We start from the raw sequence: 25,404 nt of genomic DNA on the forward strand, positions 1-25,404 counted from the left end.
TCCAGCATAGGCCAAATCGGCGGGGCTGGGCACTCTGTCACTCCGAAGTGACAGGCTGTCACGCCAAGGGGTGACACCTCTGTCACAGTGACAGGGTGCGGCGTCCACCCTCACGGCAGAAAAGGCAGCAGCCATGCGGGTTAGCTCGATTTGGCCCGCGCCTTGCTCAGGATGAGGGCGTCGCTCTTACTAACAAAAACAACCAGGAGACCCACCATGCGCTATGCAGCCCCCGGCACCCAAGACGCCCTCGTCACCCTGCAAGCCCGCTACGGCAACTATATCGGCGGCGAATTCGTCGCCCCGGTGAAGGGCCAGTACTTCACCAATACCTCGCCGGTGAACGGCTCGGTGATCGGTGAATTCCCCCGCTCCGATGCCGCCGACATCGAGCGCGCCCTGGACGCTGCCCATGCCGCCGCCGATGCCTGGGGCCGCACCTCGGTGCAGGAGCGTTCGCTGATCCTGCTGAAGATCGCCGATCGCATCGAACAGAATCTGGAAAAGCTGGCCGTCGCCGAAACCTGGGACAACGGCAAGGCGGTGCGCGAGACGCTCAACGCCGACGTGCCCCTGGCCGCTGACCACTTCCGCTATTTCGCCGGCTGCATCCGCGCCCAGGAAGGCACCGCCGCCGAAATCAACGACACCACCGCCAGCTACCACTTTCATGAGCCGCTGGGCGTGGTCGGCCAGATAATCCCCTGGAACTTCCCGCTGCTGATGGCCGCCTGGAAACTGGCCCCGGCCCTGGCCGCTGGCAACTGCGTGGTGCTCAAGCCCGCCGAGCAGACCCCGCTGTCCATCACCCTGTTCGTCGAACTCGTCGGCGACCTGTTGCCCCCCGGCGTGCTCAACGTGGTGCAGGGCTATGGCAAGGAGGCCGGCGAGGCCCTGGCCACCAGCACCCGCATCGCCAAGATCGCCTTCACTGGCTCCACCCCAGTGGGTTCGCACATCCTCTCCTGTGCGGCCAAGAACATCATCCCCAGCACCGTGGAGCTGGGCGGCAAGTCGCCCAACATCTACTTCGAAGACATCATGCAGGCCGAGCCGAGCTTCATCGAGAAGGCCGCCGAAGGACTGGTGCTGGGCTTCTTCAACCAGGGTGAGGTGTGCACCTGCCCGTCCCGCGCCCTGGTGCAGGAATCCATCTATGCCCCCTTCATGGAAGCGGTGCTGAAGAAGGTCGCCCAGATCAAGCGCGGCGATCCGCTGGACACCGACACCATGGTCGGCGCCCAGGCCTCCCAGCAGCAGTTCGAGAAGATCGTCTCCTACCTGGAGATCGCCCGTCAGGAAGGTGCCGAATTCCTCACCGGCGGCAACGTCGAGAAATTGCAGGGCGACCTGGCCAGTGGTTATTACATCCAGCCGACCCTGCTCAAGGGCCACAACAAGATGCGCGTCTTCCAGGAGGAGATCTTCGGCCCGGTGATCGGGGTGACCACCTTCAAGGACGAAGCCGAAGCCCTGGCCATCGCCAACGACACCGAATTCGGTCTCGGCGCCGGCGTCTGGACCCGCGACATCAACCGTGCCTACCGCATGGGCCGCGGCATCAAGGCCGGTCGCGTCTGGACCAACTGCTACCACCTCTACCCCGCCCATGCCGCCTTCGGCGGCTACAAGAAATCCGGCGTCGGCCGGGAAACCCACAAGATGATGCTCGACCACTACCAGCAGACCAAGAACCTGCTGGTCAGCTACGACATCAACCCGTTGGGCTTCTTCTAAGAGCGGCCAGCGAGACGTCCGGCGCGGCTTCCAGGCAGCCGCGTAGACGTTAGCGCTGCTCCTAGTACGACGCCTGGATCGCGCGCCTCAGCAGGAAGTCGGGGCGCGCCTTCCGCCTGACCTGGATCAACACCCGCTCCCCGTGGGCAGCCGAAGCTAGACGCAACGGCCACCCGCGGTGGACCGGTGCATCCCGGCGCAGGCCCCGTCTGGCTTCATCCACGCATCATGCATCCATGAGGGACTCGTCATGCCTAAAACAATGAAAGCTGCCGTCGTCACCGCCTTTGGCCAACCCCTGGAAATCCGCGAAGTCGAGGTGCCCACCCCGGGCGCCGGCCAGGTGCTGGTCAAGATCGCCGCCAGCGGCGTCTGCCATACCGACCTGCATGCCGCCGAGGGCGACTGGCCGGTCAAACCCAATCCCCCCTTCATTCCCGGCCACGAGGGCGTCGGCCACGTAGTGGCGGTCGGTGCCGGGGTCACCCACGTCAAGGAGGGCGACCGCGTCGGGGTGCCCTGGCTGTATTCCGCCTGTGGTCATTGCGAGCACTGCCTGGGCGGCTGGGAAACCCTTTGCGAATCCCAGCAGAACACTGGCTATTCAGTGAACGGCGGCTTCGCCGAATACACCCTGGCCGATGCCGGCTATGTCGGCCGCCTGCCGGACAACGTCGGTTTCGTCGAGATCGCGCCCATCCTCTGCGCCGGGGTCACCGTCTACAAGGGCCTGAAGATGACCGACACCAAGCCCGGCAACTGGGTAGTGATCTCCGGCATCGGCGGGCTGGGCCACATGGCAGTGCAATACGCCCGGGCCATGGGCCTGAACGTGGCGGCGGTGGACGTGGACGACAAGAAGCTCGACCTCGCCCGCCGGCTGGGCGCCGAGGTCACGGTCAACGCTCGCCAGCAGGACCCGGCCGCCTACCTGAAGAAAGAGATCGGTGGCGCCCACGGCGCCCTGGTCACGGCGGTCTCGCCCAAGGCTTTCGAACAGGCCATCGGCATGACCCGCCGTGGCGGTACCATCGCCCTCAACGGCCTGCCACCGGGCGACTTCCCGCTGTCGATCTTCGACATGGTGCTCAACGGCACCACGGTACGCGGCTCCATCGTCGGCACCCGCCTGGACCTGCAGGAGGCGCTGGACTTCGCCGGCGAGGGCAAGGTCAAGGCCACGGTGAGCGCCGAGCCCCTGGAGAACATCAACGCCATCTTCTCCCGCATGCATGAAGGCGGCATCGAGGGTCGGGTGGTGATCGATATGGCGATGAGCTGAGAACCGGTCCAACACTCCCGCGTCCACCACGGCGCGGGAGTGAACCTTTAGCCTACCTCGACCTCTGAGCGGCTGGCGTTTTTTCCCGGCACCTATCTCGACCAGGCCACAAAAACTGGTCTCGACTGCCCCTATAATCGCCGCTGGACCCTCGCAACCACGGTAGGCACGCTCCATGGAATTCAACCCGATCGACCTGATCCTGCACCTCGACGTCTACCTCAGCGGCTTGGTCGCCCAATACGGCGCCTGGATCTACGCCATTCTCTTCGCCGTGATCTTCTGCGAGACGGGGCTGGTGGTCACCCCCTTCCTGCCCGGGGACTCCCTGCTGTTCATCGCCGGCGCCCTGTCCGCCCTCGGGAACATGGACCCCTACCTGCTGGCGGGACTGCTGATGTTCGCCGCGGTGGCGGGCGACAGCACCAACTACCTGATCGGCCGCTTCGCCGGGGACAAGCTGTTCAGCAACCCCCACTCCAAGGTATTCCGCCGTGACTACCTGCTGCGCACCCAGGCCTTCTACGAACACCATGGCGGCAAGACCATCACCCTGGCGCGCTTCCTGCCCATCATCCGTACCTTCGCCCCCTTCGTCGCTGGCGTGGGGCGCATGCACTACCCCTACTTCCTCGCCTACAGCGTGCTCGGCTCGCTGCTGTGGGTCGGTGGCCTGGTCAGCCTGGGCTACTTCTTCGGCAACGTACCCTTCATCAAACAGAACCTCACCCTCATGGTGCTGGCCATCATCGGTATTTCCCTGCTGCCGATGATCCTCGGCCTGATCAAGAGCCGCCGCACCTCGGTACAGAGCGGAGCCTGAGCAATTGGGCTTCTGGCGCGCCTGGCGCGAACGGCGCCTGCTGCAGCGGGTGGCCATCGCCGATGACCTCTGGGCGCGCCTGCGCCAGCGCCTGCCCATCCTCGATGGCCTGACCGTCGAGGAAGACGCCTGGCTGCGCGAGCAGTGCGTGTTGTTCCTCGCCAGCAAGCGCCTCACCCTGCTCGAAGGCTTGGAACTGGACGACGGCGACCGGCTGCTGCTGGCCGCCCAGGCCTTGATCCCCCTGCTGCATCTACCGGAAGCGGCGCTCTATCCCAATGTGCGCGAGATCATCGTCTACCCGGATACCTTCGTCAGTCCCCAGCGCTATCGCGACGAGGGCGGCCTCGAACATGAGTGGGACGATGAACGCGACGGCGAGGCCTGGGATCGCGGCCAGGTCATCCTGGCCTGGCCCGGCGTCCAGGCCAGCGGCGGCTGGGAAGCCTACAACTTGGTCATCCACGAATTCGCCCACCTCATCGACCTGCTCGCCGGTGGTCTGTGCAACGGCCAGCCGCCGCTGCACGCAGGCATGCCCCAGGCGGCCTGGACCGGCGCCCTGCAGCACGCCTATGACGACCTCAATCGCCAGCTCGACGCCGATCCGGACGCCGAGACCGCGCTCGACCCCTATGCGGCGGAAAGCCCCGAGGAATTCTTCGCCGTCGCCTGCGAGTACTTCTTCAGCGCGCCCGACCTGCTGAGCGAGCACTATCCGCAGGTCTACGGGCAGTTGCAGCAACTGTTCCGCCAGGATCCACGTACCCGCCTCGCCGTCAGCCTGGCGAGCGTGCCGCACCCGGCAACCCCGGGGTCCGAGGCTCGAACCCCGATCTGAAAGCGCCTATACTCCCGGCCACTTTTCCCAACCGACCAGAGGGACCCGTTCATGAGCTACAGCAAGATTCCCGCCGGCAAAGACCTGCCGAACGACATCTACGTCGCCATCGAGATTCCGGCCAACCACGCGCCGATCAAGTACGAGATCGACAAGGACAGCGACGCCCTCTTCGTCGACCGCTTCATGGCCACCCCCATGTTCTACCCGGCCAACTACGGCTACATCCCCAACACCCTGGCCGATGACGGCGATCCCCTGGACGTGCTGGTCGTGACCCCCTACCCGGTCGCTCCCGGTGCCGTGATCCGCGCCCGCCCGGTCGGCGTGCTGCACATGACCGACGAAGCCGGTGGCGACGCCAAGCTGATCGCCGTCCCCCACGACAAGCTGACCGTCCTGTACAAGGACGTGCAGGAATACACCGACCTGCCGGCCCTGCTGCTGGAGCAGATCAAGCACTTCTTCGAGAACTACAAGGATCTGGAGAAGGGCAAGTGGGTCAAGGTCGAAGGCTGGGGCAACGCCGACGCCGCCCGCGCCGAGATCACCAAGGCCGTGGCCGCCTACAAGGGCTGATCCGCGTCGCCTAGAAGAGCCCGGTTCGCCGGGCTTTTCCGTTTCTGGACGTCCCGCCTACCATCCCGGGCTTCCTATCCGGCGGCAAAGCGACTACCCTGCATCCCTCGTCGCCATCCGCGACCCCGCGGCGATCCGCCATCTGCCGATCGCCGTCCGAGGCTCAGGCCTCTTTCTCACCTGCCCGGCAAGGGCAACCCGGGCGGGCCGGGCTCACCAAAAATCAGCTCAACCCGCCCTCGAAAGCCGGCCACAAGCCGGCTTTTTTGTTGTCCGAAGAAATCCCTCGACATCCAATCAGGCTAGCAACCACGCGGCTTACAGCTTAGCATTCGTCCAAGGACATCCACCGAGAACCTACAAAATCCACGCTCAAGGTGTGGGTCAGAATGTGGGTCGAAGGGTGTGGGTTAGAGGAGGAACAATGGGTAAGCTGACCAGTAAGACCGTGGGGTCGATCGTTAAAGCTGCAACTCCAGGCAAGACCAACGATGGCGACGGCCTCTACTTCCAGGTCTCCAAGAGCGGCGGCACAAGCTGGATTTTCCGCTACAAGCTCGACGGCCGAAGCCGCGAAATGGGGTTAGGCCCCTACCCTGCCGTTACCCTCAGCCAAGCCCGTCAACTGGCCGCTGACCAGCGCAAGCTCCTTGCCTTAGGGAGCGACCCACTCGCATCCCGCGATGCGGCAAAGGAAGCCAAGCGTGAGGCAGAACGCCAAGCCGCAGCGCGTCGCATTACGTTTGAGGATCTGGCTCACGAATACCAGCAAGCACACGGGGGCAGCTGGTCTGAAAAATGGCGGAAAGGCTGGCTACGTAAGCTGGAGCTCTACGCCTTCCCAACCATGGGTAAATTGCCTGCGGACGCCATAGGTACTGACCAAGTGCTGGCTGTCTTGCGCCCCATCTGGGCGACCAAGACTCGCACCGCCGATGAAGTCCGCGGCCAGATCGAACAGATACTGGATGCAGCCAAAGCCCGGCGCCTACGCGAGGGGGAAAATCCTGCCCGCTGGCGTGGCCATCTAGACAACTTGCTGAGCAAAGCAGAGAAAAAGAAAGCCAGGCAGCGGCAGCACTTCCCAGCACTGCAATGGAAAGATACTCCGAAGCTGATAGCCGCCCTGGCCAAAATCGAGACGCGTGACGCCGTCGCCGCCAGGCTGCTGATCCTAACTGGCGCGCGCCACCATATGATCCAACATGCTCAATGGTCTGAATTCGATCTCAAAGCAGGGACTTGGGCGCTGCCTGCTGAGCGGATGAAGATGCGGAAACGCTTCGTCATCCCTCTGCCACGTCAGGCAATCGAGATGCTGGAGATATTGAATAATAATCATTCAATATATCTATTTCCCGGACAGGGAAAGAGCGGCGTCATGCACAGCAATGCAATACGCAATCTGCTACACAAGCTGGGGTATGAAGACATCACAAGACACGGCTTCCGGTCCACCTTTCGGGACTGGGCAAACGAGTGCACAAACTACCCAAGAGAGGTTTGCGAGCTTGCGCTTGCCCACGATGAGCGCGATCAGACAGAGGCAGCCTATTCACGATCCGATCTTCTTGAAAAACGCAAAGCACTGATGGCAGATTGGGCAAACTTTTGTACAAATTCACAATAAGTGAAAGTACGGTGCCCGTAAAAGTGCCAGATCAAGTGCAGACGTCGATGAATACCTGATTAATTGAAGACTTAGAACGTATCTGTCAACCGCAAAACAGGTTAGCCAATAGCGACCTCGATCAGATCTCAGATAAAACTAGCCGCGTTTATCAATGGAGAAAATTTAGTTCGCAAATTTATTCAAAAAAAAATCGCCCCCTTATCATTCCACCTTGCGCGCTTAGTTACCATTTCAGAAATATCTTAAAAGTACTTTCTACCAGATCTGAAATGCCGTACAAACAAACCAAAAAGAAAAAAGAGCATTGAGACACTTTTACGAAGACATAAAAACCCCAAAAAGCTTTAACTAATAAAGACGCGCAAGCTTTAAAAAGAAAAACGTCCCTCACTTATTAGCCTTAGGTATTCCGAATCACTAACACCTATTCGCATCCAGTTGCGTAAGAGCCCTGCCATTTCACTAGCTGCACGGGTATACCGCACTTCTCCGAGCCAGGAAAATTTTTGGCCCTCCAAATCTTGAAACTCATATTTTCCTGAACCATCCTGATCACTACTGGCCAATACTCTTTTAAGAGAATTATCCGGAACAAAGAAGAAGGTTCTAATAACTGGGCTTTTTTGATCTATACGAAGGAAAATATCCTGCCCCTCGGAATCCTTCAAAACAATCCCATACTTCTCCAAGTCAATATTTATTTTTAAAAAAACAAATGGTGTCTTTTCCTCAAGTCGTAACGTATCACATGCTGGCGTCAGACAAATAAGGTATTCGAACTCCTCTGAAATGGCTTGCCCTTGGTTATCAGTTCCTGCGGACCTCAACACATACTTGATTATGGTTCCGGTAGTAAGTGATGGACACCATCCTACAGCGCTGCATGGTTTTGAGCGACCATGAGCCTCACGTTTGAGAACAACCAACCGAGCAAATTCGTGTTCAGAGCTTTTAGAAGAGTCAGGCCCACCTGCTAAAGCAGTAGAAATCAAATGCCGAGATTTTTCAGGAAACCTAATGTCATTAGGGGCCCCATTGAAAGCCTTATGATCTCGCACACCACCAGCCAAAATACTTAGAAGAAGGGACTTATCTAAAACCACATCTCCACCTACTCTCTGAACAGATATGGCGCGCTCCTTAGCATTGATCCACTTAATAATAGGCTCACTCTCTAAGTACCTTTCAGCAACAGACTCTAAACCTATAGCAGAATCACATTCCGATACAAACAAGTCGCGGAGCATTTCCGAAACATCACCTGGAGGATTTGTAATAATTCTATTGGCAATATAGGCAGAGTCCAAATTACTACCAAACCTCGTTAAAATATGATGAGCATTTTTTCTAACAGCCCCAACCGCTGCCAAGGAAAATGCAGGTATCAGTCCATCTGCAAAAAAGGAGAATAGATCTATCAAATCGAGTGGCAACTGAGAGGCCGAAGTCAACCTCTTATTCTTTAATACGACTAGCGTATTATCACCATAAGCACAGAAATCCTTCCCCTCGACATCCAAAACAGAGACGCCACCAATACGCAAATATTCCTTAATATCTTTAAATATAGAGTCTCCCAGAGGCTCTCCCGTATAAACACAGATGAGTCGGAGCCTCCCATTTTCGGCTGAGTCTGACTCCGCAATCTGCTGAAGAATGGAAAGCGTTAGTGATGAATCCTTCTTTTTCAAATACCAATCAATAACGACAAGATCTGAGACTTTTGCTGCAGCTACTGCACGGGCAATCTTTTGGTCTTGCTGCGAATCTTCGTCATCCGGCAGGACAAATGCACATGCAACGCCATTAGATGCAAACTTGTCAGATATAGCACGCAGATCTAGATCGTGTAGTTGATCTACCTCAGTATCAACGGGTGCAACAGTCGCCTCGACCGCTAGAAATCCAGAATCCAAACCATTGTCTGTTGGCAGATCGATCTGGTCGATAGTTGCTGTTTCTCTTTCACGAACCCAAGGCTGATTGTCAATCACAACCGCCGTCTTAAGAAACTCTTTTACGGCACCGCGTATATGATCAGACCAAATAGCGGCATAATCCATAGCCACTTGTTTTTCTATGACACCCTGACTTTCCATATCATTCACCCTGCGAATCCTTCGAAAAGATCCTAAATTCTGGACTCACATTAAGCCCCGACTGCACAAGCTCAATATCAAGCCCTTCTCTACGCAATGCCTGCTGACTAATGGCAAGCCCCATGCCACGCCCGCCAGGCTTTTGTGTCTCGCCAAAGTCAAATATTCGCCGCCGAATGCGCTCTTCTATACCAGGCCCATTATTGGAAATCAAAAAACCTTGATTATCCGCATCTAATATTATCCTTTTCTCTCCCTGAGCACGGCTATTCAACCAATAAATAGCATTATCAATGACATTTACAAAAGCCCCTATCAATGCCGAAGACTTACACTGCACTGTAAACCCTCGAAATGCCAAAGTAGCGTCAAGCCTTATCGAGAAAGTCTCTAGAGGCTCACTGAATACACCTCGCACGACGCTTAATATTTCACTACCTGAAACTTCAACGGTAGAGCGATACAATCTCCTACCCAGGGGGTCCAAGACCTTTAAATAACCCTCTAAGTGCTCAATATGATCGCGAAGCTTTTTATATATCGAAGCCAGAGGTGGATTTCTATCAGCCCATGGCTTAAGCTCCAACATGGCTGACCTGATACCTCGCGACGCTCCCTCGAACTCATGCTGAAGAATACCTACCGACATCCCCATTTGAGCAAAATCAGAATAAAATTCAATCTGCTCCTCTAGGACTTGGTTTCTTGATTCAAGAGCAGCAAATCGATCATCCAAAGTCTCTCGAGCCTGGACCCCTTCAGATAACTCTATCATCTGTCGCTTCAAAGAACCCAATAGCTCAAATTCACGACTTTTTAAATCTAAAAACCTCTTTTCTATCTCGCTTCGAATTCCGTCTAATTCGTCTGGCTTCTCAGCTGTGCGCTTTGCAAACTCATCAACTAACTTCTCAACATTAACCCTGAAATCAGAAAACTCGTCTTTGAGAACACCGTGAATAGCGCTTTGCATTCGCTCAACAGAACTTGATGTTTCACGACGCAAGCTTGCCAGATCACGGACAATATTTTCCTTCTCTCGCTCAATATCTTGAATTGCTATATTTCTTCTTTCTGAGGCAGCTATACGTCCATCGCCCGCTTTTCTTACCTGATCATCCAACTCGGACCTGAGAGGTTCTAACAACTCTCGCTTTAGCTGTTCAGATATTGATTCGTACGCAACCCAATCCCTTTGCAGCTTTTTGGTTAGAGCCAACCCCCGAGGAAGTATTAACTGTACCTTGCCGCTCAATATACGTAGCCTCTGTTTCGCTTCTAGATCCAGCTGGCGCAACCTTGAAGCAAAATCCCCCAGATCAAACTCGAGACCGATAAGATCCAGCTTGGCCTTAAATACATTAATAATATCTGATGACTCGGACTCGAAGTACCCCGAGTTATAATACTCAAAAAACTCATCAAGCTCTGACTGCAATAGCTTACGACGCTGATCGGCTTTGTTCTTCTGTTTTCTTAGCAATTCAGCTTGTGCAATTAATACACCTTTCCCCTCGTTATAATCATCCCCCTGAGGAGACGCGGTCCTAAAAAACTCATAAGCCAACTGCCTAAATAGATTAACCAAAATAGATCGAAAATCTCGATAAGCCAGGTTCTCTCTAAACCCTTCGCGGCCAGCCTTCTCGGTTAAAGCGCCGTTTTCAGAGTGCTTAATTCCCACGTAACCAAAACCACGGCGATAAGAGAAAAACCAATCTCTCGCAGAATATGTCCTTCGCTTTTCGATATCGAGCCAGTCGACATCTGAATTACCATAAGGAAGCACACGAATCCCATCTCGATATATGTAAATCCCTCCTACCCTCTCCGTTTTGCTAGTCATTTCTGACCAGTCTTCTGGTGAAAGACGAGATTCACTAGCTCGACCTTGAACATATCCATAACGAAAAGAAAAAGGTCCGCATTTGGATGCACGCCCCCCTCCGTCCGTCCAGTTACAGACGAACTCCCTTGAGCGACCATATACAGAAACCTTTCCTACAAACTGACCGAATTCGTCAAACCCCCCTTCAAAGTAATGATCAGTTTTTTCAAAATCATCACTAGTAAAGAAGCTGCTAGGCCCGATACGCTCTATCACTCCATCAAAACTGTGATCACGAAATTCCGTTTTGATAACTGGTTCATCAGATGCCATTGCATTGGAGAACCCGAGGAGGTTGCGCTCCAGCTTCGAAGACTCCCTCTCGCCCTTTCCATCAATATCGTCATCTAACTCGGGAGCGACAGGAAGTACAATGAAATGTGTACCATAACCCTTACCAGTGAGAGTTAATGGGTCCTCCCTATATGCTCCCGCATCGTTTTTATTTAGTGTTTTATCCAGCATGTCGGGGCCTATCGCCCGAACTCGATCCAAATCATCAGTTAGCTGCTTGAACGCTGCGGGAGCAATTTTTTCTTCAAGGGCCTTTAGATTCACAACTACTCTATCAGCTAACCGCCCAATATCATCTCTAGTTGGCAGCGTACCACCGGCAAACTCTTCCAGAGGCACGTCAATTGAGCTGACATCCAACCCCGGCTGCTCAAAAAGCCCCCAATGAACCAATGCTACAACTAGATCTTTAAGCCCATCTGGTCGACTTGCCCGAGACATCAATATTGTAATTGGGGCTATAACTGCTATGGCTAGACGTCCAATCCCTTTTTCTCCCATAATGGAACGCTTAGGTAATTTTTTTGGACCTCGCCATTCCTGATCGCCCGAACCATGATTGGCGTTAACGCGGGATTCAGTTCCCAAAGTTAACCAACGGTTCTCAACGTCTTCCCGAGTCATGCCATATCCGTCGTCACGGAGGACAAGTACACGGTTTCGGCGGAAATAGTCAACTTCGACTCTTTCCGCATAGGCATCATGTGAATTCTTGAAAAGCTCATGAATTGCGGTAGGAATACCCGCAATTTGCTGCCTGCCGAGCATATCGACGGCCCTAGCTCTAACCCTGAGCTGTGTCATGAAGACTCCTGGTCTCTAAGGAGTTGTAGACCTTTGTGTAGTTGATCCATGACGATTGCTGCCATGGACTCAGGAGACTGGTGGGTCCAAAAGCGTAAAACACTCCAGCCTGTAGCCAACAAAACTGAGGTCACCCGCTCGTCGCGGATACGATTGCTCTGTAGCTTTTCCGCCCACCAACTTCCGTTCGCTTTCGGGATAGTACCGTGATCCGGACAACCATGCCAAAAACATCCATCAATGAAAACGGCGAGTTTAGCCCTGGGAAAGGCAATGTCGATGTTCGATCGTCCTAAAACGCCGGATTTAGGCTTGTAGTGAATACGGTAACGAAGTCCCGCGGAGAATAGTAGCTTTCGAAGTGCAAGCTCAGGGGCGGTGTCTTTCGTGCGAATACGCTTCATAACGGCCGATACCTGATCCGAAGACGGTAGCGGTCGAGATGAGCGACTTTTTTTCACAGCACATCAAGCCCTGATTGCCGCCCTAAGGCTACGGGCAATCGTACGCATCATTTCCGGCGGCACGGCATTGCCGATCTGGGTTGCAACCTGGCTAGCGTTACCGTGGAATATGTAGGTGTCGGGGAACGATTGAAGCCGTGCGGCTTCGCGTAACGTGATGGCCCTGTGCTGTTCAGGATGTGCATATCGGCCCCGGGTGATATCAGTACATCCGGTCGTAAGGGTCGGGGCGACATCGTTCCAACGCATACGCCCATAAGTGTCGGAGAAAGAAGAGGCTTTTTCCGCCCGCTGATGACAAGCTAACTGCAGCTCTATAGGTAAGGATTCACGCCCCCCGCCATTTCTGGGGATGTGCTGCAGACGTTGAATATTGAGCGGTGAGTGCCTACGAGCGAAGTGAAGCGGATCCAATCCGGACTCAGGCCGCCCCACAGGCGGCACAGGTAATTCCGAGATTGCCCGGTGCACGGTCTTTCGGCGACGTTGAACGATCTTCGTAGCGACAGATAGCGGAACACCTTTGGCTGCAACCAGGATCATCCTAGTACGACGCTGTGGTACTCCCAGGTCTGCAGCGTCCACCCGTATGGGCTCAGCTACGGAATAACCGTTCTTTCTCAGCCAGCGCCTGAAGCTCCCGAAAATACTAGTAGAGGCTAAACCAGGGACGTTCTCCAGGAAGACCAAGGAGGGCTCGAAACGAGTGATGAATTTTTTGGATTCTCCTACCAGATCCCGGCGCGAATCAGTGTCGCTCTTGTATCTGTTCTGGCTGCTGAACGGCTGGCAGGGGGCACACACCACGAGCAAGTCCAAATTTTGGGGTATGACGTCAGCGAACTCTTCAGGGCTCACCTGACGAATGTCCTTCTCCAGAAGACGTACTTCTGGATGATTCTCACGGTAGGTGCGGCAAGCACCTGCATCAAAGTCAACGGCCCCAACGACTTGGAATCCTGCTTTCCGTAGTCCTAGAGAAACAGCACCGGACCCGCAGAACAAATCCAGAGCAATTGGCCTTGACATTAAGAATTACCTGACAAATGAGTGAACGCTCTACCCTCTGGGTCTCGACGGAAACCAGAAATGGCAACGATTTTGCCACTGATGAAAATGTAGCCGCAAGTCCTTGTAGAGTCTAGAAATTTAGAACTGTAGGGCTCAGTTGTACAAGCAAAACGTACGTGACATGGACGATTTCCGCCAGCAGGTGTAGGTCGGAGCCCCTTTTTGATGCTGCACACCCATGAGCCTTCCGATAACCTCCAAAAAGCCAAATGCGATCATCCGATGGTAGTGAACGTACGCAGGACCTGGGTGACCGAAAAGAGAGCTGACTCGCAGGCCCCTAAGACCAACCCACTCCTTCGCTATAGCAGAATAGAGTTAAGGAACGAGGAATGACCAAGCTGTCGCCTGATGAGCTCTTTGCTCCTTTACAGCGCGAGCACCTACTCAGAGCAATTGAGTTGATCGACTTAGGAGCACAGAGCCACTTTGCAGACTTAACGAAATTTGATGTCCTCTATCGCGAGAGGCGCTATGCGCCTAAGGAAGTGATAGGCCTCGCACTAGAAATATTTAATAGCAAAAAATTAAGTCCGCACGACTTTAAAGGAGGCGAGAACTCGGCATGCTTTAAAAAACTGGAAACCCTAGGCCTAATCATTGTCCCCAAGAACGAATCCCGCCAGCCAACCACATTAAAAAAGATAATCTCCAGGATACTCATTCTTCAATTAAAATATTCTTCTAAAAACACAGAGGCCATGATTGAGCGTGGAAATCTAATTAGAAATGACCTTAAAAACCTCATATATAATAAATTTGAAAAACTCGCTCCAATCTTCACCAGCGCAGGCTATTCATGCAAGGTAGAGGGAAGCGACGGCATAGGTAGAAAGTCTCGTTCTCCTTGGATTCGCATATTCTACCCAGCGCTATCTCCAACACCGCGAGAAGGTTGGTATTTCGTAATCCACTTTTCCAGTAAAGGTGACTATTTTTATTCAACAATTAATTGCGGATCAACATGGTTCCAGGGAGACGGTAGCTTATATGCCATATCTGACGATGAGCTCATAAGAAAAATAGAATGGGCTAAAGCACATCTCATCCGTAGAGGCTTAGATTTTTCACAATTTCAAGAAAAAAAATTGAGTTGCATGGCAACTCTCTTTCGCGTCAATTTGAAAAGGCCACTCTTCTCGCAAAGCGATACTCTCCAGACTCGTTAAATGAATCAGCCTTCTGGTCCGATGCTCAAGAGCTTTGCTCGCTTCTGACGTGCCTTTACGACGGGGAAAAGCAGAAAAATGATCCACTATCCGAAGCAGCCGAACCATTGGAAATAAGTGACGTAGAGCTCTTGATCAATCCCTTGAAAAAAGGAGCTGGGCAGGGACGGGGCCTGAGCTATCCAGAGCGAAGAGCGGTTGAACTGCGAGCCATGGCTGTAGCTGAGTCCATGCTTGTATCTTGCGGATATATCAAAGTAGTGGATACGTCTGCTCATGAGCCTTATGACTTCAAGGCGCAGAAGGAAGAAGTAGAATGGCGAATCGAAGTAAAGGGATCGACATCTAATCAGATTGACAAATTTATGCTCACAGCCAACGAGCTGAAACTCCATCGAAGTGGACAAGGTAATACTATATTGATAACTGTCAGCGGGATTGCCCTCAGCCGCGACGGTGAAGAGCCTAAAGCCTCCGGCGGAGTAGCCGAACTACACGCACCATGGGATTTGTCTAAATGGGACTTTCTCCCAACCGCCTACGTTGCCAGCCGTCGCAAGCAGACCTAAACAACTAGTGGCTACAAACGGTGCTGTACGGGTTTAAGCAAGGCCAAGTAAGCAGAGCACTTCCATTAAAAAGCCGATCTATGGGCCTTTTAGAGGAGCTACCATTCTCAATGCAACCACAATGCTTGGCAGCAATTCGATTAGAATTTTTTTCAACTCTACATTACGGCAGTGACATTCCTACCACGAAGGCTTTCCGCTCATGTCATTGCAGTGTCCTCGCTGTCACTCCTTCAAAGTCGATTCCCTCCATCCCGCCATGAAAGCCGGTGCCACCATCGGTACCGTTGGTGGCGTAGCACGTGGCGTCAGCGCTGCCCTAGCCGGCAGCCAGACAGGTGCAGCGCTCGGCGCTATTGCTGGACCAGTCGGTATCACCCTTGGCTCCGTATCAGGTGCCATCCTCGGCGGCCTGGTTGGCGGCGTGGGCGGCTGTGCCCTTGGCGCTCAGCTCGGTGAATCGCTCGACCGCCACGTCCTGGCCAATAACCTCTGCTTGCTCTGCGGTCACCGCTTCAACCTGCCGACCTGATCGGCGCTCTCCCTCTTCATCTCCCCCGTCCGGTCGGTGCTGCGCCTCGCGCAGCGCTTTATGCCGGCGTGCACCCAAAGGAATTGCTCACATGGCACATCTCGTCGACACCATGGCCTACGCTGGCGCCACCCCGTGGCATGGCCTGGGTAATCAGCTCACTCAGAAACAGCCCATCGAAGTCTGGCAACGCGAAGCCGGGATGGACTGGCAGATCCTCGAAAGTCCTGTGCACTTCAAATCGGACGCGGTCGGTCACCTGGGTGCTATCCACTCGTTCCCCGAGCAGAAGGTGCTGTTCCGCTCCGACACCAAGGCGCCGCTTTCTGTCGTCTCACAACGCTATCAGACGGTGCAGCCGCGCGAGGTTCTGGAGTTCTACCGCGACCTGACCGAGGTCTCCGGCTACCAGTTGGAAACAGCCGGCGTGCTCAAGGAGGGTCGTAAGTTCTGGGCCCTGGCGCGGACAGGACAACGCATGACCCTGAAAGGCAACGATCAGGTCAACGGCTATCTGCTCTTGGCCACCTCCTGCGATGGCACCCTGGCCACCACCGCGACACCGACCACGGTCAGGGTGGTATGCAACAACACGCTCAGCATCGCGGTGAATGGCGCTACTCAGGCGATCAAGGTTCCCCACAGCACGCGATTCGACCCTATAGCCGTGAAGAAGCAGCTCGGTATCGCCGTCGCTGGTTGGGATGAGTTCATGTATCGCCTGCGGCTGCTGGCTGATCGCAAGGTCGGCGATGCCGAGTCGACGGGCTTTTTCATCCGGGTGCTCTGTGATTCAGCTGGGAGCAGTCATACCCAGGGAGGCCTTCCCAATGAGCGGGCCCTGAGAACGGTGCAAGCCCTGTACGAGGGACGAGGTCGCGGCGCGGTCCTTGAGTCCGCACAAGGGACCGCCTGGGGCCTGCTCAACGCGGTCACCGAATTCGTCGATCACGAACGGCGGGCGCGGAGCTCTGAGTATCGGCTCGACTCGGCCTGGTTTGGCCAAGGTGGTCAGCTCAAGCAGCGGGCACTGTCGGCCGCACTCGACCTGGTGGCCTGACGGCATTCCCCCCTCGCTACTGGCTACGGCATTCCTCAGGCCGCGCCAACGCCATTTCAGATTCGCAGCACTGCCCTCCTTTCTGACACCTAGCTCAGGCGGCTTCGTGCCGACTGAGCACTCTATGCCGTACAGGAGCTTAATCATGAGTCGTTCCTCCCTGATCACCACACAGCAACACCCTCGTCCACTCCTCCACCTCGTTACCACCGCTACGGAATCTCACCTCGCAGCTCCTGAAGCTCGACCTGTGAGGCTCTTCAGCCAAGACGCTGCAGCGGCCCTGGGGCTAGATCCGGACAAATCTCAGCTGGAGCTCTGGCTCGAGAAAACTGGACGGCAAACGGCTCCTCTGGAGAGCGATCCCCAGGACGACAGCACGCCCGCATTCTGGCAAAGCGTGCTCGAACCCATCATCTTTTGGCGCTACAGCAGGAGCACCGGCCGCAAGGTTCGGCGCTACAGCCGGGAGGTGTCCCATGCCTCGCCCGATCTGCCCTGGATGGTTACCCGCATTGAACGCGAGGTGCTGGATGACGAAGACGTCCAGTTGCTCGTGTGCAGGGCCGTGGGCGCCAGCGAAGTCTACCGGTGGCAGGAAGGTGTCCCGGTAGCCATGCGCCTGCAGGTCATGCACCTACTGGCAGTGACAGGCAAACACGCGGCCGACGTTGCCGTACTGCTGGGTGGTCAGCAGTGGCAGATCCACCGTATCAAGCGCGATGAAGCCAGCATCGCGCAGCTGATCGAAGGAGAGCGTCAGTTCTGGCACTACCTGAACAGGGATCGTCCGCCGCCAGCCGATGGCTCTGCCTCTGCAAGTAAGGCACTCGCGCGCCTGTATCCAGAAAGCTCAGGCGCGCGACGCGACTTTCGCCAGCACGCTGGCCTCCTTGCCATCTATCTGGAGCTGAAGGTGTTGCGCCAAGCACTCCAGGCCAAGCAAGCACGAGCAACAGAACTCCAGCAGCGTCTTCAGCAGGCCTTGGGCGACGCCACCTACGGCGGTTTCCCGTATGGATCCATTCGATGGCAACGGACGCAGGACCGTACGGTACTCGATGTCGACCGCCTGCTGCAGGACCAGCCAGAGCTGCTCGAGCGCTACGCCAAACACCTGCCAGGAGAGCGGCAGTTCTTCATCAGTTGAAGGCGGTAGCCCCCGCTCTCTCCGCCTCAGCTCCCCCCTTTTTGAAACCTAACCTTTGTCGCGAGACCTCTCATGATTGCGAGCAAACTCAAGGCTGGCGAAACCGCTGGCAGCTATCTCATCGACTCTCCAGTAACCGAAGCCGACATTCTCGGTATCGCGAGGCAACTCGTTGCCCAGCGATTGAGCAAAGGCAGCAGTTTGACCGAGCCCCAACAGGTCATTGCTCATCTGCAGACGCTGCTCATCCAACAAGAGCGGGAGGTCTTCGCTCTTCTGCTGCTCGACAGCAAGCACCGTGTGATCTGCTACGAAGAACTGTTCCAGGGCACCCTGGATGCGGCGAGTGTCTATCCGCGCGAGGTGGTGAAAACCGTGCTGCGGCACAACGCGGCGGCGGTGATCCTGGTGCACAACCATCCTTCGGGAGATCCAGAGCCAAGTCAGGCGGATCGCCGTCTCACCCAGACGCTCAAGGAGCTGTTGAACTTGGTGGGTACCCGTACCCTGGACCACATCATCGTGGGACACGAGGGCTGCGTCTCGATGGCGGAACTGGGCCTGGTCTAGCCTTCGATCTGCTCCGCCCGCCTCACAGCCTCCCCCGCTGACACCTGGCGCTCCCCGCGCTTTACCAGCACGTCTCTTCCCGTTCCCTCATGACGACTATTGGCTCGACCGCCAAGGCACGCGCTCGCGTCCTGGTTGCTTGGCCAATCGCCACCTGAAAGGAGACTTCACCATGCCGCTTCTGCGTTTTCTCGCCTCGCTATTCGTGTTCGTCGGGCTACTGGCCAGCAGCCTGCTCGCTGTTGGCCTCTTGGTACTGATGCTGCGCTTCTGGCCGTTCGCCTTGGCCATCGCTCTGGCCTTGGCGCTCTTCGGCGGGCTGCTTCGCCGTTCCGGTACCGCGTTCACTACGCCATCCACGACGGCATAAGGGCAGGCCCCTTGGCCTGCCCTTTCTCATTCTGAATAGCCGTTCTGCCCTCTCTTCTGACAGGAGCTTTAGCCATGCCCACACCTTGCTTGATCTGTAACTCATCGGTCGTGCTGTCCAAGGAAGCGGCCCAGGTGATCGCCAGCCTCATCGGTAGCCTGGACGCCTTTCTAAGGGGTATTCAGCCGCCGACTGAGCCGGGGGCTCCCACTCAACAGGGACAGCGCGGTCCGCTGGAACAGGCGTTCAATCGCATGCTCCAGGGGCTATCAGCCGTCCACACGAGCTGGCCCGATACCCATGCTTTCATCAAGGACGTTCATCGCCATCAATTCATGGAGTATCAGTGCCTGTGTCTACGCTGTGGCGCCAAGTATGACGAGCCGTCGCCGTCTCCCGGCCAGGAGACGGCGACCTGATCGTAGGTGACCAACTGTCATCCCTGGCGCAGGCGCTCACCTAACCCCTGCACCAGTCCCAGCACCAGTTGCCGGTCCGCCTCGGTCAGGGCGTCCAGTAGGCGGCTGATTTGGCGCGCCTGATCATCGCTGCGCGGGCTGGCCTCGCTGAGTAGCTCTGCCGCCTCACAGTGAAAGATGGATGCAAAGTCGTAGAGCCGGGCGATGTTAGGAATGACCACGCCTCTCTCGATCCGAGAGACGGCCTCGTTACCTATACCCAGGCGCTCCGCGACCTCCTCCTGCGTCAGCCCCACCCGAAGCCGATGACGTGCGATAGCCCGCCCAACCGACTCCGCCAAATTCTTCTGATCGATACCGCTCATGCCAAGGCTCCAACCGTCCACCCGGATGGTTGGGTATCCACTCGTTGACATGAAGTGCGTCACAAGTTGAAATCCAACCTAATAGGTTGCCTAACAACTTCTTCTCCCTTCTCCGCTTTCCCCTTTGCCTCCCTAAAAGGATGTTCCTGATGAGCACGAAAACCTTCTGGCTTCCCCTACTGTGCGGACTGGTCTGCAGCCCTACCTTTGCAGGCACCTATGAATGGTCAGCCGGATATGCCCAAGGCGTTGCCGAGCACCTGGTCGATGACGGCAATGGCAACGAACTCAACATCTCCTGCCCGGATGACGGTGAAACTGCGGTGACGGCCTACGCCACCATCGCTGGCAAGGCCTACGCCTCTGATAAGGATCCGGGCTTCGATGTGATCGTGGATGGCGAGCACTACAGCAATCCGTTCTTCACCGACTGCAACGTCTGCAGCCAGAACTTCCCGGCCTTCTGGAAGGCACTGCGTAACGCCAACAACCTGCAGATCAGTGCAGGAGGCAAAACCGTAAAGCTGCCGACCAAGAACCTAAAACAGGTGCTGAAGCCGTTCGACAGCAAGACCAATCAATGCCGCGTGACTTGGTAGCTGCGCGGCGCTCATCCCGAATTATTAGCCTTAAAGGAATACCTCATGAATGGCTCCAACCAACCTCAGCACTCCCACTCTGAAGACAGCCTTCCACCCTTCAATCTAGGACTGATTGGATGGGGAGTCGCAGCGCTGGCGCTCGGCATCCTCTCCGTAACGTTCAATACCTCGGCGATGGTTTTGGGCGCTGGCTTGCTGGCCAAATGCTTTGCGGTCGTGGTGGGCACGGTATTGGGCTGGATCGGGGCAGTGGTCGGCGATGCGATCCGCAAGTTCGCGCATCCTGATGCTGTCTTTACCAGCGGCGGGCTGCTGAGCCTGCTGTGGATCAAGATCTTCTGGCGAGTAGGACCACAACTGATTGGCTTGGTGTGCGGCGTGATGCTGGGCTGTGCGCTAGTGCTGCGTTGAGGGGACTTGGATATGAAGAAGTACCTGGCACTCCTCGCCTCTCTGCTGCTGATCAACGCGTGCTCGGACGAAAACTCCAAGATCCGCGGTGATTTTATCGCCGGCTGCATGAATGGGGGCTCGAGCAAGGCCGTATGTGCTTGCACATTCGAGAAGCTCGAAACGAAGTACAGCCCAGCAGAACTGCGAGGGATCAATCGCTTAACAGCACCGCCGGAATCTTTCCTAAGGGAAGCTTTTCAATCAGCACAAGCGTGCCGTATTCAGCACAACTGATCCCAATGCGCCATATACCGCTGCCCCTGCCAACAAATTAGCCTACGCATATAAGTCAAGACGTTCGAAACCTTAATGAGGAAGGGCTGCTCAAAGCAGCCCTTCCTCATTAAGAATGAACAATATTTTTATTTTTCTGTTCGGTGCCTTTTAGCATGCAGATATTCAAACTTAGACGATCTGAAAGCAGGTCCAATGACAAAAATTCAAGCCACCTCGAAGATCTGACAGAGGTTCCAGCCACTCTACTATTGGTCCGTCTTCGACATGCGAAATGGCAGTACGCCCCAATGGATTTGCCCAGGAAGCCAGGGTCAGCTCCTGGAGGTGTATGAGCACAGGCAAAGCCGGTACCGGGCACCGCGCCCCTACTTTACGAAACCGCTCCAGGCTAATTGTCAGTCCAGTCCTAAGCGCACCCCATCTGCACTGTGCGCTGCGCCACTCGCGCCTCACGTCGTTGCAGCAGGTTCAGCAATGGCGCAGTTATCAGGGTAGAGAACAGCGCCATGATCACGAGGATCGAGAACAGCTGTGCCGGCATCAAGCCCAGCTCATGGGCGATGTTCAACACCACCAACTCCATCAGCGCCCGGGTGTTGAGCAACACTCCGATCTTCAACGCCTCACGCCCCGCCATCCCCCCCAGCCGGGCGGCTAGCGCGCAGCTCAGGCCTTTGCTGGCACAGGCGCAGAACACCCAGAACAGACACCAGAGCAGGTCATCGGCCGTGCCGAGGGTGCCCAGGTCGATCTTCATGCCGGTGTAAAAGAAGAACACCGGCACCATGACGATATTGACCAGCGGGCGCATGCGCAGATCCCACTGCTCGCGCAGCACGTCACATCGGTACAGCGCGGTGCCGAGCACGAAACCGCCGACGATGGCGAACACGCCCAGACATGCAGTGATGACCGCCATGACGAAGACCGTGGCGACCACCAGGCCGAAACGCATGTCGCTCAACCCCTCGCCCGAGGGCGACTCACGCTGCAGCCAACGGTTCAGCCAGGGCGCCACCCCGCGATAGAACAGGCCGAGGAACAGGCCGACCGCGCCCACTTTCAACAGCGTGGCGGTGAAGCCTTCGCCGGCGCACACCACGATGACCAGCCCCAGCGCAATCCAGCCGATCAGGTCGTTGATGCCGGCAGCCGCTATGGCGGTCACTCCGGTCTCGCTACGTGCCATGCCGCGCTCGAGCAGAATGCGACCGAGAATAGGCAGGGCCGTGATGGAGAAGGAAATGCCGCACACCAGCATCAGCCCGGTCAAGTTCTCCACCGGCTGGTACTGAGTATAGAGATACGCGCAGGCCATCCCGGCCAGATAAGGCATTGGAATGCCCAGCACGGTGATCCAGCCCAGGGCACGCTTCAGTCGGCGCTCGCGCAGCAGGCCGAAGTCGAACTCCATGCCGATCTGGAACATCATCAGGATGATGCCCAACTGCGAGATCGCCGTGAGAATACCGCCCACCGAGCCGTTCAGAAACGCCCTGCCCTCGGGCCAGAACATGCCCATTAAGGTGCCGAGCACGATGCCACCAGCGATCTCGCCGACCGCAAACGGCTGGCCATGACGCTGCGCCAGTCGCCCCGCTAGCTGGCTGCTGACGATGATGATCGCCAAAGCCCCTAGGAGCGTGACCAGTTGCTGTTCGTGATGATTCATGGCTGGACCTCCTAGTCCGAAAGAAGGGCAAGTTCGCCCAGCAGCCCGTCGAGGCCTTGTTTGAAGGAGTGCATGTGCGCCACGCCAGTGTCCGGGTTGCTGACCGCGACCCGCAGGTACTGACGCCCTTGCCAGTCCAAGATGCTGGGGTAGCCCAAGCCACGTTGCTGGCAGAGCTCCACCAGTTGCTGGACCTGCTGGTCGCTGGCCGCCCTTGGACGAAACGCCAGGACCGGCATCAGTCCCTGATCCGGCACCAGGCTGTAGCGCGTATCGGCCCGCACCTGCTCACGAAGGCTGGCGGCGGCGGCTGTCATGCCGCGCAACGTCTGGCGATAACCCTGTACGCCGAGGTGGCGCAGCAGGCACCACAGACCCAGGGAGCGAAACTGGCGGGTGCCGTACAGGTTCATCTTGAAGGTGTCGAGCTCTCCCTTCTCTTCCCAGTACGGCCCGCCTGACCAGAAGCTGCCCGCCAGCAGCTCGCCGTTGCGCACCAGCAGGCAGCCCACGCCAAAGGCAGCGAACATCCACTTGCAGGGGTCGAAGGTGATCGAGTCGGCCTCGTGCAGGCCGTACATCATGGCCCTGGCCTCGGGCAAGGCAGCCAAGGCCAGACCAGCGGCGGCATCGACGTGGAACCACAAGTCATGCTGGCGAGCACAGTCGGCAATCGCCTGCAAAGGGTCGATCGCGCCAGTGGCAGTGGTGCCCAGCATGCCGATCACGCACATCGGACTTAGGCCCTGGGCGATGTCCGCAGCCAATTGCGCAGTCAAGGCATCGACCTGCAGCACACCATGGCTGTCGACTTCCACCGAGACCAACACCTGCGGATCGAAGCCGAGCACATCCAGGGCCTTGGCCACCGAGAAGTGCCCTTCGCGTGACATGTACACCCGCGCCCGAGAGAACGGTATGTCATGTCCGACGCGAGCCTGCCAGTGCTCGCGTGCCAGCTTGAGGCCGATGAGGTTGGCCAAGGTACCGCCACCGGTGAAGATCCCTCCCGGCAGACGGCCCTGCACTGGCGGCAGGTCGAACAGCCCGCGCAACGCGTGCAACACCTCCGCTTCGATCATCGTCGCGCTCGGCCCCGCGCGCCAGGCGCCTGGGGTCTGGTTCAACGCGCTGCCGAGCAGGTCGCCGAGCACGGTGGCGGGGTGTGGCTTGGGCGAGATGTAGCCGAAATACTTCGGGTGGCTGACATTGCACAGCCCTGCGCTCATCAGTTCGATGGCCGCCGCCAGGGTGTCGCCCAGCGGTTGGCCGTCGACGGTCAACGGTTGCGGCGCGTTGATCCGCTCGGCGATGGCGTCGTGCGCGTGCCAGAGCGGGAAGCGCTCCGGCGCCACCTGCATGTCAGCGAAGAATTCCAGCACCTGGCGTCCGGCGCTCAACAGCGCCTGCGAGCGCCCATGCTGCAAGGGATCAATCACGCTCCACCCCCGAGGTCTCGACGTGCAGACGGATCTGACGCTGGATGCGCATGTGCCGCCCCAGTACAGCCTGCCGGTCTTCGCCGGCGATCAGGTAGTAGCAGTAGTGCGGCTGAGCCGAGTCGGGCATCGCCTGTACCCAGTCACCGGGCTCGGCCAGGATGATCCGCTCACACAACCCCGGCATGTCGTCGAACACCTCCAGCCCCTCGACCTCGCGCAGCACACCGCTGCGCTCGATCACCACGCCACCGAACAGCATCGCGCCCTGGGGCGGAGCTAGGGCCGGCAAGGCCGGAAGGCCGAGCAACTGCCCAGCCTGGGCGGCATGCACATCCAACCCGGTAAGGCGGCCGATCGCCTGCACAGTGAAACCGCCGCCTGGCCGCAACCCCGCCTCTAATACGCAGGGCACGCCCTGCCGGTAACGGATCTCGACGTGCGCGGCGCCCTGGGTCAGCCCCAGGCCCCGCGCCGCACGGATCGCCAACGCGCCCAGTTGGCGCTCCTCGTCACGATTGCCGGAGGTCGGCCAGACCGATGCCGATTCGGCGAAGTACGGCCCATGTCCGCCTTCCTTCTCCAGTACCGCTAGCACCAGATCCTCGCCGTCAGCCTGCAGCAGCACGTCGATACCGAACTCACGCCCTTCGCAGTAGGCCTGGGCAATCATGCGTAGGCTGCCGTGACCGTAGGCGAAGCGGTTGCGGTCCTTGAGTGGATCGACCGCGATGGACTGCGCGATGAGGCCTTCGAGCCTGGCCAGCGCAGCCTGGTACTGCCGCTCGTCAGCGACCGCGATGACCCCTTGGCTGTTCATCGAGTCACTGAGCTTGATCACCACGCGCTCGCCCAACTGCTCACGCACTCGTGCCCACGGCGTGCGCGCATCCAGGGGCAAGGTCGGCGGCACGACGATGCCCTGAGCCTCCCAGAGCAGCGCCGCCAGGTACTTGTTGCGGCTGGCGACTGCCGTGGCCACCGACATGCCCGCCAAGCCCAACTGCTCGGCCAGTTGCGCCGTCGCCAGCACGGTGCCTTCGTTGACCGGCAGCAAGGCATCGAGCGGCTGCCGCGCGTGGTAACCACGAACAGCATCGAACAACCCCTCGAGCGGCCACAGCGGCACATTAAGCACCGCCTCCACGGCAGGGTGCTCACACCACGCCTCGCCGTTGCCGATCAGTACCACGCGCAAGCCCGCTGCGCCCAGGCCATCGAGCAGGCGTCGACCGGGATAGGCGTGAAGCACGCCTATGCGTTTTCCCTTCATTGCAATTCT

Annotated in this window: 25 protein-coding genes; 17 read left to right on the forward strand and 8 right to left on the reverse strand. The window is 57.1% G+C overall.

All coding sequences use genetic code 11. From position 1 onward, the window contains the following. Window positions 1-216 precede the first annotated feature (216 nt). The 6 genes from exaC to CCZ28_RS13700 all read left to right on the forward strand — a co-directional run bounded on the left by exaC (window position 217) and on the right by CCZ28_RS13700 (window position 6,892). On the forward strand, window positions 217-1,737 hold the full coding sequence (gene exaC, locus CCZ28_RS13675) for an acetaldehyde dehydrogenase ExaC (protein ID WP_140218864.1): 1,521 nt from the start codon (window positions 217-219) through the stop codon (window positions 1,735-1,737). Between the two features lie 250 nt (window positions 1,738-1,987). After that, window positions 1,988-3,019: an alcohol dehydrogenase AdhP gene (gene adhP / locus CCZ28_RS13680; protein WP_140218866.1), complete on the forward strand. Its 1,032-nt coding sequence runs from the start codon at window positions 1,988-1,990 to the stop codon at window positions 3,017-3,019. A gap of 175 nt (window positions 3,020-3,194) precedes the next feature. Then, complete coding sequence (locus CCZ28_RS13685) at window positions 3,195-3,842, forward strand: DedA family protein (RefSeq protein WP_140218868.1); 648 nt, start codon at window positions 3,195-3,197, stop codon at window positions 3,840-3,842. A gap of 4 nt (window positions 3,843-3,846) precedes the next feature. Next, window positions 3,847-4,683, forward strand: a complete 837-nt coding sequence (locus tag CCZ28_RS13690) for a zinc-dependent peptidase (RefSeq protein WP_140218870.1) — start codon at window positions 3,847-3,849, stop codon at window positions 4,681-4,683. Between the two features lie 51 nt (window positions 4,684-4,734). Then, on the forward strand, window positions 4,735-5,262 hold the full coding sequence (gene ppa, locus CCZ28_RS13695) for an inorganic diphosphatase (RefSeq protein ID WP_058760816.1): 528 nt from the start codon (window positions 4,735-4,737) through the stop codon (window positions 5,260-5,262). Window positions 5,263-5,686: 424 nt separating this feature from the next. Further along, window positions 5,687-6,892 (forward strand): tyrosine-type recombinase/integrase, encoded by a 1,206-nt coding sequence (locus CCZ28_RS13700; protein ID WP_140218872.1) that lies wholly within the window; start codon window positions 5,687-5,689, stop codon window positions 6,890-6,892. A 371-nt stretch (window positions 6,893-7,263) separates the two neighbouring features. On the opposite strand, the gene CCZ28_RS13705 is transcribed toward CCZ28_RS13700, so the two are convergent. From CCZ28_RS13705 to CCZ28_RS13720, 4 genes are read right to left on the reverse strand one after another with little or no spacing between them, the layout of a single operon-like run. Continuing rightward, complete coding sequence (locus CCZ28_RS13705; RefSeq protein WP_240795295.1) at window positions 7,264-8,994, reverse strand: response regulator receiver domain; 1,731 nt, start codon at window positions 8,992-8,994, stop codon at window positions 7,264-7,266. Between the two features lies 1 nt (window position 8,995). Then, entirely contained in the window at window positions 8,996-11,944 is a 2,949-nt protein-coding gene (locus CCZ28_RS13710) for an ATP-binding protein (RefSeq protein WP_240795159.1), read from the reverse strand. A 32-nt stretch (window positions 11,945-11,976) separates the two neighbouring features. Continuing rightward, complete coding sequence (locus CCZ28_RS13715; RefSeq protein WP_437179177.1) at window positions 11,977-12,441, reverse strand: very short patch repair endonuclease; 465 nt, start codon at window positions 12,439-12,441, stop codon at window positions 11,977-11,979. A 6-nt stretch (window positions 12,442-12,447) separates the two neighbouring features. Next, the gene (locus CCZ28_RS13720; RefSeq protein WP_140218878.1) at window positions 12,448-13,473 is read right to left on the reverse strand and encodes a DNA cytosine methyltransferase; all 1,026 of its coding nucleotides are present in this window, start codon (window positions 13,471-13,473) and stop codon (window positions 12,448-12,450) included. A gap of 374 nt (window positions 13,474-13,847) precedes the next feature. On the opposite strand from CCZ28_RS13720, the gene CCZ28_RS13725 reads away from it, so the two are divergent. The 8 genes from CCZ28_RS13725 to CCZ28_RS13760 all read left to right on the forward strand — a co-directional run bounded on the left by CCZ28_RS13725 (window position 13,848) and on the right by CCZ28_RS13760 (window position 19,354). After that, complete coding sequence (locus CCZ28_RS13725) at window positions 13,848-14,684, forward strand: MrcB family domain-containing protein (protein ID WP_140218880.1); 837 nt, start codon at window positions 13,848-13,850, stop codon at window positions 14,682-14,684. A 131-nt stretch (window positions 14,685-14,815) separates the two neighbouring features. Beyond that, a complete protein-coding gene (locus CCZ28_RS13730) occupies window positions 14,816-15,253 on the forward strand; it encodes a protein NO VEIN domain-containing protein (protein ID WP_140218882.1) in 438 nt (145 codons plus the stop codon). A 259-nt stretch (window positions 15,254-15,512) separates the two neighbouring features. Further along, window positions 15,513-15,785: a hypothetical protein gene (locus tag CCZ28_RS24715; protein WP_240795160.1), complete on the forward strand. Its 273-nt coding sequence runs from the start codon at window positions 15,513-15,515 to the stop codon at window positions 15,783-15,785. A gap of 91 nt (window positions 15,786-15,876) precedes the next feature. Beyond that, entirely contained in the window at window positions 15,877-16,845 is a 969-nt protein-coding gene (locus tag CCZ28_RS13740) for a DUF932 domain-containing protein (protein WP_140218887.1), read from the forward strand. A 145-nt stretch (window positions 16,846-16,990) separates the two neighbouring features. Next, window positions 16,991-17,995 (forward strand): YqaJ viral recombinase family protein, encoded by a 1,005-nt coding sequence (locus tag CCZ28_RS13745; RefSeq protein WP_140218889.1) that lies wholly within the window; start codon window positions 16,991-16,993, stop codon window positions 17,993-17,995. A gap of 72 nt (window positions 17,996-18,067) precedes the next feature. After that, window positions 18,068-18,565 carry a RadC family protein gene (gene radC / locus CCZ28_RS13750; RefSeq protein WP_058760828.1) on the forward strand — a complete coding sequence of 166 codons (498 nt, stop codon included), beginning with the start codon at window positions 18,068-18,070 and terminating at the stop codon, window positions 18,563-18,565. A 172-nt stretch (window positions 18,566-18,737) separates the two neighbouring features. Further along, window positions 18,738-18,935, forward strand: a complete 198-nt coding sequence (locus CCZ28_RS13755) for a hypothetical protein (RefSeq protein ID WP_140218891.1) — start codon at window positions 18,738-18,740, stop codon at window positions 18,933-18,935. Between the two features lie 74 nt (window positions 18,936-19,009). Then, complete coding sequence (locus CCZ28_RS13760; protein ID WP_140218893.1) at window positions 19,010-19,354, forward strand: hypothetical protein; 345 nt, start codon at window positions 19,010-19,012, stop codon at window positions 19,352-19,354. Between the two features lie 17 nt (window positions 19,355-19,371). Here CCZ28_RS13760 and CCZ28_RS13765 read toward each other — a convergent pair whose 3' ends face one another. Continuing rightward, entirely contained in the window at window positions 19,372-19,719 is a 348-nt protein-coding gene (locus CCZ28_RS13765; protein WP_058760831.1) for a helix-turn-helix domain-containing protein, read from the reverse strand. Window positions 19,720-19,868: 149 nt separating this feature from the next. On the opposite strand from CCZ28_RS13765, the gene CCZ28_RS13770 reads away from it, so the two are divergent. Genes CCZ28_RS13770 through CCZ28_RS13780 form a run of 3 tightly spaced genes read left to right on the forward strand, consistent with a single transcriptional unit; the run spans window position 19,869 to window position 21,008 of the window. After that, window positions 19,869-20,318 (forward strand): hypothetical protein, encoded by a 450-nt coding sequence (locus CCZ28_RS13770; protein ID WP_140218895.1) that lies wholly within the window; start codon window positions 19,869-19,871, stop codon window positions 20,316-20,318. Between the two features lie 45 nt (window positions 20,319-20,363). Next, window positions 20,364-20,732, forward strand: coding sequence for a hypothetical protein (locus tag CCZ28_RS13775; RefSeq protein ID WP_205894583.1), 369 nt, complete (start codon window positions 20,364-20,366; stop codon window positions 20,730-20,732). A 12-nt stretch (window positions 20,733-20,744) separates the two neighbouring features. Beyond that, window positions 20,745-21,008: a hypothetical protein gene (locus tag CCZ28_RS13780; RefSeq protein ID WP_137279056.1), complete on the forward strand. Its 264-nt coding sequence runs from the start codon at window positions 20,745-20,747 to the stop codon at window positions 21,006-21,008. A 409-nt stretch (window positions 21,009-21,417) separates the two neighbouring features. On the opposite strand, the gene CCZ28_RS13785 is transcribed toward CCZ28_RS13780, so the two are convergent. Genes CCZ28_RS13785 through CCZ28_RS13795 form a run of 3 tightly spaced genes read right to left on the reverse strand, consistent with a single transcriptional unit; the run spans window position 21,418 to window position 25,395 of the window. Then, window positions 21,418-22,683 (reverse strand): cation:proton antiporter, encoded by a 1,266-nt coding sequence (locus CCZ28_RS13785; RefSeq protein WP_058760834.1) that lies wholly within the window; start codon window positions 22,681-22,683, stop codon window positions 21,418-21,420. A gap of 11 nt (window positions 22,684-22,694) precedes the next feature. Further along, entirely contained in the window at window positions 22,695-24,122 is a 1,428-nt protein-coding gene (locus CCZ28_RS13790; protein WP_140218897.1) for a pyridoxal phosphate-dependent decarboxylase family protein, read from the reverse strand. Further along, window positions 24,115-25,395: an ATP-grasp domain-containing protein gene (locus tag CCZ28_RS13795; protein WP_140218899.1), complete on the reverse strand. Its 1,281-nt coding sequence runs from the start codon at window positions 25,393-25,395 to the stop codon at window positions 24,115-24,117. Before CCZ28_RS13795 ends, CCZ28_RS13790 begins: the two co-directional genes overlap by 8 nt. Window positions 25,396-25,404 lie beyond the last annotated feature (9 nt).

It is taken from the genome of Pseudomonas oryzihabitans (genome assembly GCF_006384975.1).
Classification (GTDB): domain Bacteria; phylum Pseudomonadota; class Gammaproteobacteria; order Pseudomonadales; family Pseudomonadaceae; genus Chryseomonas; species Chryseomonas psychrotolerans_B.